We start from the raw sequence: 15,326 nt of genomic DNA, 5'->3' as shown, positions 1-15,326 counted from the left end.
AGGAGTAAACGCTATGTTATGGATTGCACTAGCTCTGCTCTTGGCTGGACTGGCCTTTGTCGTGCTAATGATCAGCAGCGAGTCTACTGATCCGGTTCCGGAAGATGAGATCGTCGCCGAAGTCGGCGCCAGGCTTCCGCCATTTATAGAAAACTATTTGGGCAGTAACGGCGTCGAATTACCCCCCAGTATTGTGTACGCGGGCATCGCCATTACCGCGACCGGAATCGCCTTAAGCCTGTTGATTTTACCGGCTAAGATAAACGTCATCTCTGCCGTTACATTTTTGCTCGTTGCGTTTTCACTGGTTAAAATTATCGGTGCGCAACGCCGCGCCAAAATGCTCGCTCAGCTCCCCTCCTTTATCAATCAAGTCACCCGACGTTTGTCTGCCGGCGTTTCTGTTGAAAACGCTTTTGCAGACTCTGTCGAAACTTTAGAACGGCCGCTAGGCACTGTAATGCGTCGCATTGTTCGTCGCGTTCACTTTGGTTACGACCTGCACCAAGCCTTTGAGCGAGAAGCCCGAGTTAACAAGTTAAATGAATTCGACGTCTTGGCAACGGCATTGCGTATAAACGAACAATATGGCGGCAGCATACGCTCGATTCTGGACGATATTGTCGACATCCTCAGAATGCAGGATTCAGGTAAACGTGAACTGCGTGCAATGACAGGGGAAACCAGAGTGACGGCGGTGATTCTAGCGGCACTACCACCGGGCATCGCCGCTTATACCTTTTACAATAACCCAAAATTTTTGACCGACATGTGGCAAAACGCAGGCGGTCAACAAACGCTTATGGTCGCTGTCACTATGCAAATACTCGGCGTCATCGTTCTGTGGCGCATGATTAAATCGATTGGCAGCTGAGGAATACGTCATGGAAGTGCATCACCTCTATTATATTATCGGCGCCATCATACTCTGCACCGCACCGGTCATACTGCTGGCTATTGCCCACCTAGAAACGGCAGAATCGACTAAAAGCAAGGAGTTTGAATTTAGTTCAAAGGATATGTGGCGGCAATTACGTGAGGAAAACACGCATATCGCCTCACTATCTCAACTGCTTCGCCGTGCAGGATTATTAAATACTGAGCAGCAGGTCAACACAATTTCAATCACGTTGATTGCAATTAGCGCTACCGCTATATGTCTTGGTATATATACATATTTCAATGGGAGCCCACCAACAACCATACTGTTCATCATTACACTTGGCATTGTGTTACTGACTTATCTAGCCTATTTATTTTTAAAGAAGATAGCCCAGCAACGTCAAGAAAAATTAAATCAAGAAACTCTGATTTTAGTTCAAACCACAAGGATGCTTTGGCGAGTGGGACTTTCACTACCAAGAACACTGGCGATTATTTGCGATCAATTGCGCAATCTCGCGCCCACCTGCTCTCAGGAGCTTCAGCTCGCCGTAAACAAAATTGAATCTGGACAAAGCCAAGAGGAGTCGCTCTATGAGCTTATTGGCTGCACCAATGCGGAAGGTTTCAAAGAATACCTTATCGTTGTTCGCCAACAAGCCATAACCGGTGGCAGCATCGACAAAGCACTCGACGAATTATATCGACTATTACAGAACCGCCGCAAATTGGATTTACAAGAGGAAGTTAACAAGATGTCGGGAAAGATGTCCTTAGTCATGATGCTATTCTTATTTCCCGCCCTATTGATCGTTGTTGCTGGCCCAGCACTTATGTCGATTTCAAAAGCGCTGAGTAATCTAGGCTAATGACGCAGGAGCGCAAAAGCATGAAAAAACTGACCCTGTCGACAACCGTGGTACTGCTTGCATTGCTGGCTGGTTGTGCAAGTACATCCGCTACTCGACAAACGAGCGCGAGCAACTGTGATGTGCCAACCAGCAAGGAAGAGAGCATTAGCTTGGCGTTAATTGAGCAGCAGGTGCTAGAAAAACAGTACTACTCGGCATTGGCGTACTTAGAAAAAGCCTCAGATACCAATCCAAGAGTATTGCGGCTACGCGCCGAGGCGCAACGCAACACCGGCATGCTCAGTGAGGCCTACGCCAGCTACCGAGATCTCAGCCTGACCTGCCTGACCGCCTACGGCCACGCCGGTATGGCAAAAATCCTCGCCACCCGCGGTGATTTACCACAAGCCCACCAGCAAATGCTGAAAGCCCGACGACTGGCGCCAAGCAATGCGGATATCCGCAACGATTACGGTTTTATATTACTCGCGCATAAAAACTTCAAAGAAGCCCAGCGCGAATTTATGACTGCCCTGCAGCTGCAGCCAGGCCACCCTGTCGCCATAAGGAATATGGTCATAAGCCTCATATTAGACGGCGACAGCCGTACGGCGGTGCGCATGGCAAAAAATAATGGCATCGACTCATCGGAGTTTAAATTCCTATTGAGTCAAGCCAATGCGTTTAAACAACCTGCTCTGGCAGGCAGCAACAATATCTATCATGGAGCACCACTATGAAGCCCGTAATACTTGCCCTAGCACTAAGCGCCATCGCCACCGCTATTCCAAGCTTCGCTGAACCGGAGATTGTGTACACCCCAAACGCTAAGTTTGAAACCGTAACCAGTCGTTTATTAGCACAACAAAGCTCGGGCCAAAATGCCAGCACGCAAGAGCAGCATCTAAGCGGCAAGGTCAGCACCGAGGTGTATGAGCGTTATATTAAAAGTTTTTCGCACCCTATTCCTGAGCGCTTCAGCAAAGACTCATTTAAAACAGAGTAATCAGCATGCGAGCACAGCAAAAATTTAATCACCACCCTACTAAGCAGGCCGGTGTCATCACAATTTTGGCTGTGCTGATGATGCTGAGTTTATTTACCTTTGTCGCGGTGGTTGCTGATACTGGTCGACTTTATTTAGAAAAGCGCAGCCTGCAAAAAAATGCCGACTTAGCAGCGATGGAGACGGCATTAATCTACTGTCGTGATCAAAGCCTTGACGTAGAAGCCATGAGCATGGCAGATATGTACGTATTGTCGGCAAGCCGGAATGATTTTAAAGGCAACGACACCAATAGCAGCATCGCAATCAGTCGCACCGGAAATGCCGTTACCGTCAATCTTGTTCATACCGTGCCCGCCTCACTATTTTCTCAGTTACTTCCCTCTGAAGATAATGAGATCAGCCTCAGCGCAACGGCGACAGCAAAGGCTTGTGAACCAACCGCGCAAATTGCTATACGCAGCAACCTTATTTCCATAAACAGTCAACAAAGCAGCCTGCTGAATGCCGTGCTAGGCGATATACTTGGCGGAACACTCAATTTAAATATTGCCGCTTGGCAAGGCCTACTGAATACTAATGTCAATCTACTAGACTTACTCGATGCATTATCTATTAGCCTAGGAATCTCGGCTGGAGACTACGATAGCGTTCTAACAACCGCGCTATCGGTTGGTACCTTGCTAGACTTAACCGCGACTGTTTTAGACAACTCTGGCGCGACTACCGTAGCAACTAGCGTTGAAGACATCAGCAGCCTTGTGCCAGGCGACTTTGACAGCATTGCGCTCGGAGATCTGTTAAAGATCGGCGACGACCTGCCCGCAGCCGCACTTGACGTTCCTATAAACGTACTCAATCTAGTACAAGGTGGGCTCCAACTTGCAAATGAGAACAGCTTTGTAGCACTTAACCAAGCGGTGAACGTGTTTGGTCTCCTCAATGGAGAAATGGGGATAAATATCATCGAAGCCGCACAATTTTCGGCCATCGGTAACCCAGACTTTGACGACATTACCGCAAGAACTTCTCAGGCTGATATTTTTATTTCGCTAAGGTCTAGTTTGCTCAATGGTCTCGGTTTGGCAAGTATCTCACCACTACCAGCTCAAATAGACGTCATTGTTAAAGCGGCAACCGCAAATGCCAGCATCGTAAATGAAAGCCAAAATTGCGACGGTGGGCCAAGCAGTATAAATAGCAATACTAATACCAGTGCTGCGACGATCCAAATAGGCAGAATCGGTAATACCCCCGCTGCATCACGGGCTAATTTTGCGGCTGGTGGCTACACACTTAACCGTACACCTATCGCAAACATTACCGTATTAGGCATTCCAATCTTCCGACTTGAAATGAAGGCAACATTGACAGTGGCTAGTGGAACAACATTCATAAACCACGAACAGTCACCGTCCGAAGAATACCTGCCAGAAATTAAAGACGGAATTGGCGAAAACGCCTACTCTCCTACCGGCACAAATCTTGGCAACGTGCTCGGCTTACAGATCGACCTTAATCCTGTATTAATAGGTATAATCCCATTAGGATTTGTATTGAACCCGATTCTTAATTCGGTAACTGCGGTATTAGATGGCGTCCTTTCCGCTCTGTTAATCCCAATCATAAACCCGTTGCTAAACAGCGTTGGAACTAGCTTAGCTGGTGCCAATGTTGGCGCTGCCCTGACCTGTGAAAATGATAAAGTCAGACTGGTAAATTAAGCCCTCTGCTCACCCTCTAGTAAATGAGGGTGAGCCAACACACCCTCCAACTCCGCACCACATACTTGTCAGACACGAAAATTAAAAGTGCATACGCGCGCCAAAGGCTATTCCAACTCTGCGTTAAGACTTATAAAGTTCACTATCGGGTTTATACAGTATTTAAATATCAATACTTGAATAGCAAGCTCATCGCGCAGGGCTCAGTGCAGGCGAGGACGGTGCCCTAAATACCAGACTTGCTGTCCCATACCTACTGATTCTTTTACCGTGGCCGCACACAATCGTGTTGCGTTCCCGCTATTTGGGGCTATATTTCTACTATTGACTCTATTGCTTTCGGTCCAGCTAGGCAGACATTCGGCCCTTGACGGGTGTTTATGGATTACTTCACACGCGCTGGTTTGGAAAAGGAGTGCTAATATTGTCTCCATTCGCGATTGCTAACATAATACAATGCTTCGCAGACTCGACGCACAGGGGGCTTGCTTCCAATGACTACGTAAGCACCGAGCAGTATCGCCCTATGAAATAGCACCTCGCTGTTCATCACGGCCAGCATTGCTTACACCGAAACATTCGTCACTTGCACCTTATTTATTACATCACTGCCAACACACTGCCTGCTTATGAGAGCCAGCCATGACGTTTAATGACTACCTCACTGTACTTGCCAAAAATGACGGCTCCGATCTATTCCTCAGCACAGGGGCGCCCCCCTGCGCGAAATTCCATGGCAAATTAAAACCCCTAGATAAAGAAAGCTTTTCGCCAGGCGACATTAAAAAAATTGCCTATTCAATTATGGACGCGGGCCAGGTCGAAGAATTTGAACAAGAGTTAGAAATGAATCTCGCCTATCACATTCCTGGCGTGGGTCGCTTCAGAGTAAATATATTTAAGCAACGCAATGAAATATCGATGGTAGCCAGGAATATCGTTACCGACATCCCCAATGTCGATGCCCTAGGTCTACCGCCTATACTAAAAGACGTAATAATGACCAAGCGTGGTCTGGTACTATTCGTAGGTGCCACCGGCTCAGGTAAATCAACCTCCCTAGCTGCACTTATCGATCATCGCAACACCAATAGCAGCGGTCACATCATCACCATTGAAGACCCAATAGAGTTTATTCATCGCCACAAGCGCAGTATCGTCAACCAACGTGAAATCGGTATGGATACTAGGAGCTTTCACCAAGCCCTAAAAAACACCCTTCGCCAGGCGCCCGACGTTATTCTTATTGGTGAGATTCGCGACCGCGAAACCATGGAGCACGCCCTCGCCTTCGCAGAAACCGGCCATCTCTGTATTTCAACGCTGCACGCGAATAATGCCAACCAAGCTTTAGACCGTATTATCAATTTTTTCCCAGAAGAGCGCCGCAATCAGTTACTGCAAGACCTGTCGATGAACTTAAAGTGCTTTGTATCACAACGCTTAGTCCCCACTGAAGACGGCAAACGAGCCGCGGCCATTGAGATACTTCTCGGCACACCCACTGTCGCTCAAGCGATTCATAAAGGTGAAATTGAAACCATCAAAGAAATCATGCACAAGTCTGAAAACGTGGGCATGCAAACCTTTGACCTCGCCCTCTTCAATCTTTACGAGGCAGGTAAAATATCATTTGCAGAAACCTTAAAAAATGCGGATTCAGCGAACAACCTCCGCCTACGGATAAAACTGCACAGCAAACGTGGCATTCCGGCAGACGCGGCAGAAGACACCAATATCGACGAGAAAAAGTCCATATCGGCAATGAGTTTAAGTTTAGAAATGGATAATGATGAAGAGGGGCTGCCTGAGTAAGCGGCGGGACATGCACTAAAACGAAGATTGCAGCCACTTGGCGGCTGCAATCTTATGGTTATTTATTGCTTAATGCCGACTATTTCTCAGCAACAACGGACTCATCAACCACTTTCTTCGCTGTTGGCTTAGGCAGCAAGGCTTCGCGAACTTGGCTTTCAATTTCAGCGGCTATCTCAGGGTGTTCGGCCAAATATTTAGCCGCATTCGCCTTACCCTGGCCAATTTTATCACCTTTATAGGCATACCAAGCACCGGCTTTGTCGACCAAGCCCTGTTTGACGCCCAAGTCGATGACTTCGCCAAGACGGTAAATACCCTGTCCGTAAAGGATCTGAAATTCCGCTTGTTTAAAGGGTGGCGAAACCTTGTTTTTAACAACTTTAACTCGCGTTTCGTTACCAATCACTTCTTCACCGTCTTTGACCGCGCCGGTGCGGCGAATATCAAGACGTACTGACGCATAGAATTTTAGTGAATTACCACCAGATGTGGTTTCAGGGTTACCAAACATTACCCCGATTTTCATACGAATTTGGTTAATAAAAATAACGAGGCAGTTAGCGTTTTTAATATTACCCGTTAATTTACGTAGCGCCTGTGACATTAAGCGCGCTTGCAGACCAACATGGGTGTCGCCCATTTCACCTTCAATTTCGGCCTTGGGCACCAACGCGGCTACCGAGTCGATAACAATGACATCAACCGAGCCTGAGCGAACCAGCATATCGGTAATTTCCAATGCCTGCTCACCCGTATCTGGCTGGGAAACCAGCAAATCTTCAAGATTTACCCCCAACTTTTCCGCGTACTGAGGGTCTAGAGCGTGCTCAGCGTCCACAATCGCAACGGTTTTACCCGCTTTCTGGGCTTCGGCCATAACCTGTAAACACAGCGTGGTTTTACCAGAGGACTCTGGCCCGTAGATTTCAACTATTCGTCCATAAGGTAGGCCGCCAATGCCTAGGGCAATATCCAGTCCCAGCGAGCCAGTAGAGACAGATGGCATCACTTCCCGTGAGCTATCGCCCATTTTCATGATTGAACCCTTACCAAACTGGCGCTCAATCTGGCTAAGTGCCGATTCCAGTGCTTTTTGCTTATTGGGATCCATATGTTCTCTACCTTTTGTGAATACTGATATTAAAATGAATAATGGCTGACTAAACTACTGGCCAAACAACTGTATGTATAATCAGTATTATTCGCGCTATTGTCAATGCCAGAAGCTAAATTCTTTAGAACTCATCAAATCCGCTCTAGGGGATAAACTTAGGCCCACTTGCCTATCGCAAACATTTCATTGCTGTTAAGCCTAAAACAGCCTGTGTTAAAGTGCAGCCCAACTTTAGCTTAGCTCCCAGAGGCCACATGATTCCCTGGCAACACCTTGGCACAGCACAAATACCCAATAACGGCGGCGAGCTGAAACTAAGCCGACGCGGAGAGGAGTTCTCTATTCGTTTATCCGGGGTCCGTGGCGAACTGATGAACAGCCGCCTCTTTAATTCAGAAGAAGCACTGGCCGATTTGGCGTGCAAACAGCTTAAAGCCCGCGACAATAGCGAGGAAGTCTCAGGCGCTGAGATTTTAGTTGGCGGCCTCGGCATGGGCTACACGCTAGCAGCGGCACTGCGCGCGGTGGGCAGCACGAGCCAGGTCACTGTCGCGGAACTTATTCCGGCCGTTGTTGAATGGAATCAAGGGCCATTAGGCGATTGTGCTGGCCAGCCCTTGAACGACCCCAGAACAAAGGTTCACATTGGCGATGTGGCCGAACTATTACGCGACAACCCCAAAGCCTATGACGCTATTTTATTGGATGTCGACAACGGCCCAGAAGGCCTGACTCAAAACAACAACAATTGGCTGTATTCTCAAGCGGGGCTCGAAGACCTTTTTACCACCTTGCGGCCCGAAGGTGTATTGGCAATTTGGTCTGCCGGCGCCGACTCGATGTTTGCTATCCGCTTAAAGAAAGCGCGTTTCAAGGTCACTATCCACACTGTGCGCGCCCGCCCCGGTAAGGGCAGTCGCCACACGATATTTCTTGCCCAAAAGCCTTGGCAAGCAACGGATCAAGGTCGTTAACAACGGCAGAGAATTAGTGGTTTTTAATGCAATTTGCTATTCTTGCCTGCTTATATTTATTGTGTAATTTCATCGCAATTTTCAGCTTAAAGCCTGTACAACACACACTTTCGCCTAACGAATAAGGCCAATATCTAGCAATGACTAAAGACGCCAATACCAGCAGCGCCGAAGTATCTCACACGCCGATGATGGTTCAGTATTTAAAGATAAAAGCGGAACACCCCAATGAAGTGGTTTTTTACCGCATGGGCGACTTTTACGAGCTGTTTTTTGAAGACGCAAAAAAGGCGTCGGAGCTACTGGATATTACCCTCACCGCGCGCGGCAAAACCGGCGGCAACCCAATTCCCATGTGTGGCGTGCCCTACCACGCCGTTGAAGGTTATTTAGCCAAATTAGTCAAAGCCGGTGAATCGGTGGCAATTTGCGAACAAATCGGCGATCCGGCGACCAGCAAAGGCCCCGTTGAACGCGCCGTCGCACGCATTGTGACGCCCGGCACCATCAGCGACGAGGCGCTACTCGATGAGCGCCGCGATGCACTTCTTGTCGCAGCCTGTGGCGATTCAGGTGTATTCGGTATTGCCGTCTTAGACATGAGCAGCGGCCGTTTCCAAGTACTTGAGGTTAAAGGCCAGGCTGCACTTATTGGCGAATTACAGCGCCTGCGCCCGGCGGAACTCCTTATTGCGGACGACCTCCACATCGAAGACATGCCCAAATTTGGCGGTCTGCGCAAACTCGCTCCTTGGGAATTTGATTTTGATGCCGCCACACGCGGGCTCTGCCAACATTTTGGCGTGCAAGATCTGGCCGGTTTCGGCTGCGAGCAGCTTCATCATGGCGTCGCCGCCGCCGGTTGTCTGCTGCACTATGTTAAAGACACTCAGCGCAGCGCCCTGCCCCATATTCGCCAGCTCAAACATGAATCTCGCGATGACGCCGTAGCCATGGACGCCGCCACCCGGCGCAACTTAGAACTGGATCTAAACCTGAGTGGCGGCACCGAAAACACCCTGGCATCGGTGTTTGATCGCTGCCAAACCGCCATGGGCTCGCGACTTCTGCGCCGCTGGCTGCACCGACCATTGCGTAATCAAGCAGTTCTCAGCGCCCGCCAAAGTGGCGTGGTTGGGCTGATTGACAATTATCAGTTTGAAACCCTGCGCGCTACGCTTAAACAAATCGGTGATTTAGAACGTATTCTGTCCCGCGTTGGGCTGCGCTCGGCCCGGCCAAGAGACTTGTCACGCCTACAGCGCTCACTGGCAACTCTGCCCGAGTTACAAAGCCAATTAAAACCATTTGATATCCCGTATTTAAAAGACTTAGCGGAGCAGATCAGCGAATTCCCAAGTCTGGCTGACTTACTGAGCCGTGCCGTGGCCGAAAATCCGCCAATGGTACTGCGCGATGGCGGTGTCATCGCCGAAGGCTTTGACCCCGAGTTAGACGAGTTACGGAGCCTTAGCACCGATGCGGGTGAATACCTGTTGGCCATGGAGCGCCGCGAACGCGAGAAAACCGGATTAAGCACGCTAAAGGTCGGCTACAACCGTGTCCACGGCTATTACATTGAAATCAGCAAACTGCAGGCGCATCAAGCCCCGGTTGAATATATCCGCAGGCAAACCCTAAAAAATGCCGAGCGGTTTATCACCCCCGAACTAAAAACGTTTGAAGACAAAGCCCTAAGCAGTAAAAGTCGGGCCTTGGCGCGAGAAAAATTCCTCTACGAAAGCTTGCTCGACGCCTTGAATAAAGAGCTAGCCGCGCTGCAAACCAGCGCGCAAGGTTTGTGTGAACTCGATGTTATCGCCAACTTGGCCGAGCGCGCGGTTCAGCTCGATCTCTGCCAACCTGAGTTCAGTGACAAGCCATTACTGGATATCGAGCAAGGTCGTCACCCAGTCGTTGAAAGCGTGCTTGACGAACCCTTTATTGCCAACGATCTCAAGCTTGCCGACGACCGTCGCACCCTCATTATTACCGGCCCAAACATGGGCGGTAAATCGACGTATATGCGCCAAACCGCGCTCATTGTACTCTTGGCCCACATTGGTAGTTTTGTACCAGCCAAGTCCGTAAAGCTCAGTTTGGTGGATCAAATATTCACTCGCATAGGCTCCTCAGACGACCTTGCCGGTGGACGCTCGACCTTTATGGTAGAAATGACCGAAACGGCCAATATTCTGCACAACGCCACCGCAAAGAGCTTAATTTTAATGGATGAAATAGGCCGTGGCACCAGCACCTTCGACGGCTTATCACTGGCCTGGGCCTGTGCCATCGATCTCGCCGACCGCGTTCATGGCTTCACCTTGTTTGCAACCCACTACTTTGAATTAACTGTGCTACCGGAAACCTACCCCAAAGCCGCCAACGTGCACCTTGGAGTAACTGAGCACAACGACCATATTGTATTTTTACACCGAGTTGAAGAAGGTCCGGCTAACCGCAGCTACGGACTGCAGGTCGCCAAATTAGCCGGAATTCCAGCAAAAGTTGTCAGTGCGGCTAAAATCAAACTCCAACAATTGGAATCCCAGGCCATTAAACACGGTCAACTTAATACGGCAGGACCCCAAACCGATTTATTTGCCGCGCAAGCGGCGGCAGATCATCCAGTGGTCACTGAGCTTGAAGACATTAAACCCGACGACCTCAGTCCTCGCCAAGCCCATGAATTACTATATCGGCTAAAGGACTTATTGAAATAAGCCTTTAAACGGGCTAATGCGTAAAAACGATAATGCACAGTTAAATTATTGTTAAGGCTAAAGCTATACCCATATTTTTCACTGGTGTTACAATACCGCGCTCTGCGAGTTACTCAACCCACAGTCAGGATTTAAAAGGGGCTGACCAAAAATGACTTTTGTTGTAGGCGAAGATTGCATTAAGTGCAAACACACTGATTGTGTTGAAGTATGTCCGGTAGATTGTTTTTACGAAGGCCCGAATTTCCTCGTCATACACCCTGACGAATGTATTGACTGCGCGCTGTGTGAACCAGAATGCCCAGTCAACGCGATTTTCTCTGAAGACGAGCTGCCCGAAGACCAGCAAGTATTCTTAGAATTGAATGCGGAATTGGCTGAGGTTTGGCCTAATATAACTGAGATGAAAGCACCGCCAGCAGACGCTGAAGACTGGGCCAACAAACCCAACAAACTTCAGTACCTGGAACGCTAGGCTATTCGCTAACTGCGTAGTTTGCTTTCTGAACCATAAAAAAACCCGCAAACGCGGGTTTTTTTATGGTTCTAGCTATGGCGCTAACTCAGCTTAATGATTTTCAGCAAACAACGACGCTGCGTTTAAACCATTCGCCTCAAACAGCACTCGCATACTTTTCAGCGCTTCTACTTGTATTTGTCTCACCCGCTCCCGTGTTAGCCCGATCTCGCGGCCAACCTCTTCAAGGGTGGCTGGCTCATGGCCACGCAAGCCAAAACGACGCACCACAACTTCACGCTGTTTTGAGCTCAAATCGCCCAACCACAAATCGATACTGTTCGACAGATCTTCGCCCTGCAGAATATCGCTGGGATTCAGCGCCTGCGTATCGGCAAGGGTATCGAGTAAAACCTGATCTGAATCTTGCCCCACGGGGACATCAACAGAGCCGACACGGTCCTTTAAACCGCACAAGCGCTTCGCTTCAGCGACAGGCCTGTCTAGGGCTACCGCCATTTCCTCTGGCGAGGGCATATGATCGAGCTTTTGCGTTAATTCGCGCTCGGCGCGCAAATAGCTGTTTAGCTCCTTCACAACATGGATTGGCAATCGAATGGTGCGAGTTTGATTCATTATCGCCCGCTCAATCGTTTGACGAATCCACCACGTGGCGTAGGTTGAAAAACGAAATCCGCGCTCTGGATCAAACTTTTCTACCGCGCGAATTAAGCCGAGATTACCCTCTTCAACCAAATCTAACAGACTTAGACCGCGATTAAGATAACGTCGAGAAATTTTCACGACTAGGCGCAAATTGCTTTCGATCATGCGCTTGCGTCCAGACTCATCACCTTTTCTTGCGAGGCGAGAGAAATACACTTCCTCCTCAGCACTTAACAAAGGAGAAAAGCCAATTTCACTGAGATAGAGTTGGGTGGCGTCTAAATCGCTCGACTGGCGGCGACCACGGCCGGGCTTAGCGGCTATTTTACTGGGTTTCTCTGGTGCAGAATCTTCATCATCCCGCGCTTCTGAACCTTCCTGAATATCTGTGCTTGCTAGTACATCGTTGACACTTGAACGATGTCCATCTTTTTCATATACCCGCATCGTCGAATCCTTTTATACGTTTTTTATTGCTCGACTAAGTGATACTTAAGGCGTCTTACTGGCATTTATGACGTCAACGCCGTGGTAACAGCCTTAAAGGATCAACCGGTTTTCCGTCCATACGAACTTCAAAATGTAATTTCACTGAATCAGTACCGCTATCACCAACTTCGGCAATAAGCTGTCCCGCTTTAACCTTATCCCCCTCCCTAACCTTAATACGCCGATTATGTCCATAAGCACTTAAAAAACGATCTGAGTGTTTCAGTATCAGTAGATTGCCGTAACCAACCAAACCACTGCCTGCATACACTACTTCACCGCTTCGTGATGCATATACAGGCTCACCCATTTTACCTTTTATATCAATACCCTTGTGTTCTTGCCCACTCGCGACAAATGGTCTCACTACCGGGCCGTTCACCGGCCACTGCCAAGCCTCATTTACAGACTTTAACTGCACTGTTGGTTTGGGGTTAAGCCTGGCTACCCGCTCATTTTTAATATTGTTTGATTTCGGTATCGCGGACGTAGCGACGACATTTTTTGGCGAACTTGTCGATGCCAGCGGTTTATTACGCTCTTCTAGCAATATCGCCTGGCCAGGATAAATGGTGTATGGCGGCCTGAGACTGTTAGCAGACGCTAACCCTTGAAGCTCGAAACCATAGCGCCAAGCGATAGAGAACAAGGTGTCGCCGGAGCTCACAATATAATACGGAGGGGTGCGTTCTGCTGGATTATAACGATCAGAAACAGGGGCGAAACTGCCACTGGTAGTACAAGACGCCAAGACACAAATTACACTGCAAATACCAATAATTTGTTGCAATTTACTCATCACATTAAGGACCGATAAACCGCATGAAAAAACCTTTTTTTGGTAGATGACAATTTAATTTCAAAAATATTCGTGGCAACTTAATCCTATCAAAGCGTTTATGTCTCGGTTTTGAGTACTATTTGACCTTTCAACTGATTCTATTAGAAATAAATATTCTTAAGAAAATTAGGCTTTTTTGGCAAATCGCTCTATCAAGAGTACCAAAACACCACCAACCAATGCCAACGCCAATGAAAATAGCAATTGGGGATCGCCTTTTACAGCATATTGCCATGGCAAGACATTTTGCCAGCCCGGCGCCAAGGATTCAGCGAGGATACCGCCGGCGGCATCTAACTTCCAAGGCCAAATAATACTTAACGAGCCTATTAACAGGCCACTTAAGCCCGCTAAAAGCTGGGCGCGAAAATGATGCATAAGCCAAGACAATAAACGCACAAACAGCATTAACCCCACCCCGCAGCCGGCCATAAAGCTCAGCAGGGCAAGTATATCCATACTTTTTACAGCCTCAATCACCGGCTGATACATACCCAGAAGGAGCAAAATAAAGCTCCCCGATATGCCCGGTAAAATCATGGCACAAATCGCTAAGGCACCAGATAGGAATAAATTGAGCGGTGTACTGGCAATGTCAGCAGGACGAAATTCGCCTATCAACAGGGCGAAGCCAATACCGAACAATAGCCATCCGATTTGTCGGCCAGCGCCAGGAATCTGCCGGTACACCAATACCGCAGATGCCAGTATCAAGCCGAAAAACAAGGCCGCCAAGGGCACTGGGTGATGGTGTAATGCATAGGAAATAAAGCGCGCCAAGGACAAAACACTCGTCGCAATACCCAGCAGCAAGCTCATTAAAAAGCCGCCGTTGATGTGCTGCCAAAAAGCAGTAGGGCCCGATTGGAACAACAACTGAAGGGCCTGAATATTACACGATTTCAGACTTTCGATGAGCTCATCATAAATGCCCGTGATAAAGGCAATCGTACCACCCGACACACCAGGCACCACATCGGCAGCGCCCATGGCCAATCCGCGAATAAAAACCGCAGGATAAAATCCCTTCATTAAACTTCCTTCGTAGCCATAATTGACGTCGTTATCTCACTAAGACAATAAGCCCGCGAGCAAGGGTACAAATAATACAGGCTCAATGATTTGCTCTTGAATACCCTCTTCTGTCTTATCATAAACATAGAGGGCCTGCTGCTTGCCTTGCGGACCAATTGGTATCACTAATCGACCGCCCATCGCCAACTGCGCCAGCAGCTCTTGAGGGACTTCAGCAGGTGCCGCTGCCGATAAGATCGCGTCAAAAGGTCCCCGATCTTTCCAGCCCATGCCGCCGTCAGCATGGCGTAACTGAACATTGGTCAGGCCCAGCTGACGCAGACGCTGACGGGCTTTTTCTTGCAGGGGCCGAATTCGCTCAACACTAAACACCCGCCCTACTAGCTGAGCCAATATCGCGGTTTGATAGCCCGAGCCGGTCCCTACCTCCAAAACCCGTTCTCGTGGCCCATTTGCCAGCAGTAACTCCGTCATACGAGCAACAATATAAGGCTGCGACAAGGTTTGCTGAAAACCAATGGGTAGCGAGCTATCTTCGTAGGCGCGATGCGACAGAGCTTCATCGAGAAAGATATGGCGCGGCGTGCCGCGAATGACATTGAGAACCGTGTTATCAGTGATCCCGCGTTCACTCAAGCGCTCTATTAAACGGTCCCGGGTTCGCTGGGATGTCATCCCAATGCCTTGCAAATTTAAGATTGTCACCCAGTTATCTCTATTAACACTAATAAACAACGACGCTATTG

General features: G+C 48.7%; 14 protein-coding genes. 9 read left to right on the top strand and 5 right to left on the bottom strand.

The features are described from left to right. Window positions 1–13: 13 nt before the first annotated feature. From HNQ57_RS07980 to HNQ57_RS07955, 6 genes are all read left to right on the top strand, one after another. Window positions 14–874 (top strand): type II secretion system F family protein, encoded by an 861-nt coding sequence (locus tag HNQ57_RS07980; RefSeq protein ID WP_184462208.1) that lies wholly within the window; start codon window positions 14–16, stop codon window positions 872–874. Window positions 875–884: 10 nt separating this feature from the next. Beyond that, complete coding sequence (locus HNQ57_RS07975) at window positions 885–1,751, top strand: type II secretion system F family protein (protein WP_184462207.1); 867 nt, start codon at window positions 885–887, stop codon at window positions 1,749–1,751. A 20-nt stretch (window positions 1,752–1,771) separates the two neighbouring features. Continuing rightward, a complete protein-coding gene (locus HNQ57_RS07970) occupies window positions 1,772–2,473 on the top strand; it encodes a tetratricopeptide repeat protein (protein WP_184462206.1) in 702 nt (233 codons plus the stop codon). Beyond that, a complete protein-coding gene (locus HNQ57_RS07965) occupies window positions 2,470–2,739 on the top strand; it encodes a DUF3613 domain-containing protein (protein ID WP_184462205.1) in 270 nt (89 codons plus the stop codon). Before HNQ57_RS07970 ends, HNQ57_RS07965 begins: the two co-directional genes overlap by 4 nt. A gap of 5 nt (window positions 2,740–2,744) precedes the next feature. Then, window positions 2,745–4,463, top strand: a complete 1,719-nt coding sequence (locus HNQ57_RS07960) for a pilus assembly protein TadG-related protein (protein WP_184462204.1) — start codon at window positions 2,745–2,747, stop codon at window positions 4,461–4,463. Window positions 4,464–5,105: 642 nt separating this feature from the next. Then, entirely contained in the window at window positions 5,106–6,278 is a 1,173-nt protein-coding gene (locus tag HNQ57_RS07955) for a PilT/PilU family type 4a pilus ATPase (RefSeq protein WP_184462203.1), read from the top strand. 79 nt (window positions 6,279–6,357) lie between these two features. Here the strand turns inward: HNQ57_RS07955 and recA are convergent, their stop codons facing one another. Beyond that, window positions 6,358–7,392, bottom strand: coding sequence for a recombinase RecA (recA, locus tag HNQ57_RS07950; protein ID WP_184462202.1), 1,035 nt, complete (start codon window positions 7,390–7,392; stop codon window positions 6,358–6,360). Between the two features lie 257 nt (window positions 7,393–7,649). Between recA and HNQ57_RS07945 the strand changes: the two genes are divergently transcribed. The 3 genes from HNQ57_RS07945 to fdxA all read left to right on the top strand — a co-directional run bounded on the left by HNQ57_RS07945 (window position 7,650) and on the right by fdxA (window position 11,567). Next, a complete protein-coding gene (locus tag HNQ57_RS07945; protein ID WP_184462201.1) occupies window positions 7,650–8,369 on the top strand; it encodes a spermidine synthase in 720 nt (239 codons plus the stop codon). A 140-nt stretch (window positions 8,370–8,509) separates the two neighbouring features. Continuing rightward, window positions 8,510–11,092, top strand: a complete 2,583-nt coding sequence (mutS, locus tag HNQ57_RS07940) for a DNA mismatch repair protein MutS (protein ID WP_184462200.1) — start codon at window positions 8,510–8,512, stop codon at window positions 11,090–11,092. Window positions 11,093–11,243: 151 nt separating this feature from the next. Then, window positions 11,244–11,567 carry a ferredoxin FdxA gene (gene fdxA, locus HNQ57_RS07935; protein ID WP_184462199.1) on the top strand — a complete coding sequence of 108 codons (324 nt, stop codon included), beginning with the start codon at window positions 11,244–11,246 and terminating at the stop codon, window positions 11,565–11,567. Between the two features lie 93 nt (window positions 11,568–11,660). Here fdxA and rpoS read toward each other — a convergent pair whose 3' ends face one another. The 4 genes from rpoS to HNQ57_RS07915 all read right to left on the bottom strand — a co-directional run bounded on the left by rpoS (window position 11,661) and on the right by HNQ57_RS07915 (window position 15,255). Beyond that, window positions 11,661–12,662 (bottom strand): RNA polymerase sigma factor RpoS, encoded by a 1,002-nt coding sequence (rpoS, locus tag HNQ57_RS07930; RefSeq protein WP_184462198.1) that lies wholly within the window; start codon window positions 12,660–12,662, stop codon window positions 11,661–11,663. Window positions 12,663–12,735: 73 nt separating this feature from the next. Continuing rightward, on the bottom strand, window positions 12,736–13,503 hold the full coding sequence (locus tag HNQ57_RS07925; protein ID WP_221301625.1) for a peptidoglycan DD-metalloendopeptidase family protein: 768 nt from the start codon (window positions 13,501–13,503) through the stop codon (window positions 12,736–12,738). A gap of 168 nt (window positions 13,504–13,671) precedes the next feature. Continuing rightward, a complete protein-coding gene (locus tag HNQ57_RS07920) occupies window positions 13,672–14,577 on the bottom strand; it encodes a DUF368 domain-containing protein (RefSeq protein ID WP_184462196.1) in 906 nt (301 codons plus the stop codon). Between the two features lie 39 nt (window positions 14,578–14,616). After that, the gene (locus tag HNQ57_RS07915; RefSeq protein WP_008247511.1) at window positions 14,617–15,255 is read right to left on the bottom strand and encodes a protein-L-isoaspartate(D-aspartate) O-methyltransferase; all 639 of its coding nucleotides are present in this window, start codon (window positions 15,253–15,255) and stop codon (window positions 14,617–14,619) included. Between the last annotated feature and the right edge of the window lie 71 nt (window positions 15,256–15,326).

This window comes from Zhongshania antarctica (genome assembly GCF_014202945.1).
GTDB lineage: Bacteria > Pseudomonadota > Gammaproteobacteria > Pseudomonadales > Spongiibacteraceae > Spongiibacter > Spongiibacter antarcticus.
Note: the sequence above shows the minus strand (reverse complement) of the source record. Positions and strands in the feature narration are given on the sequence as shown.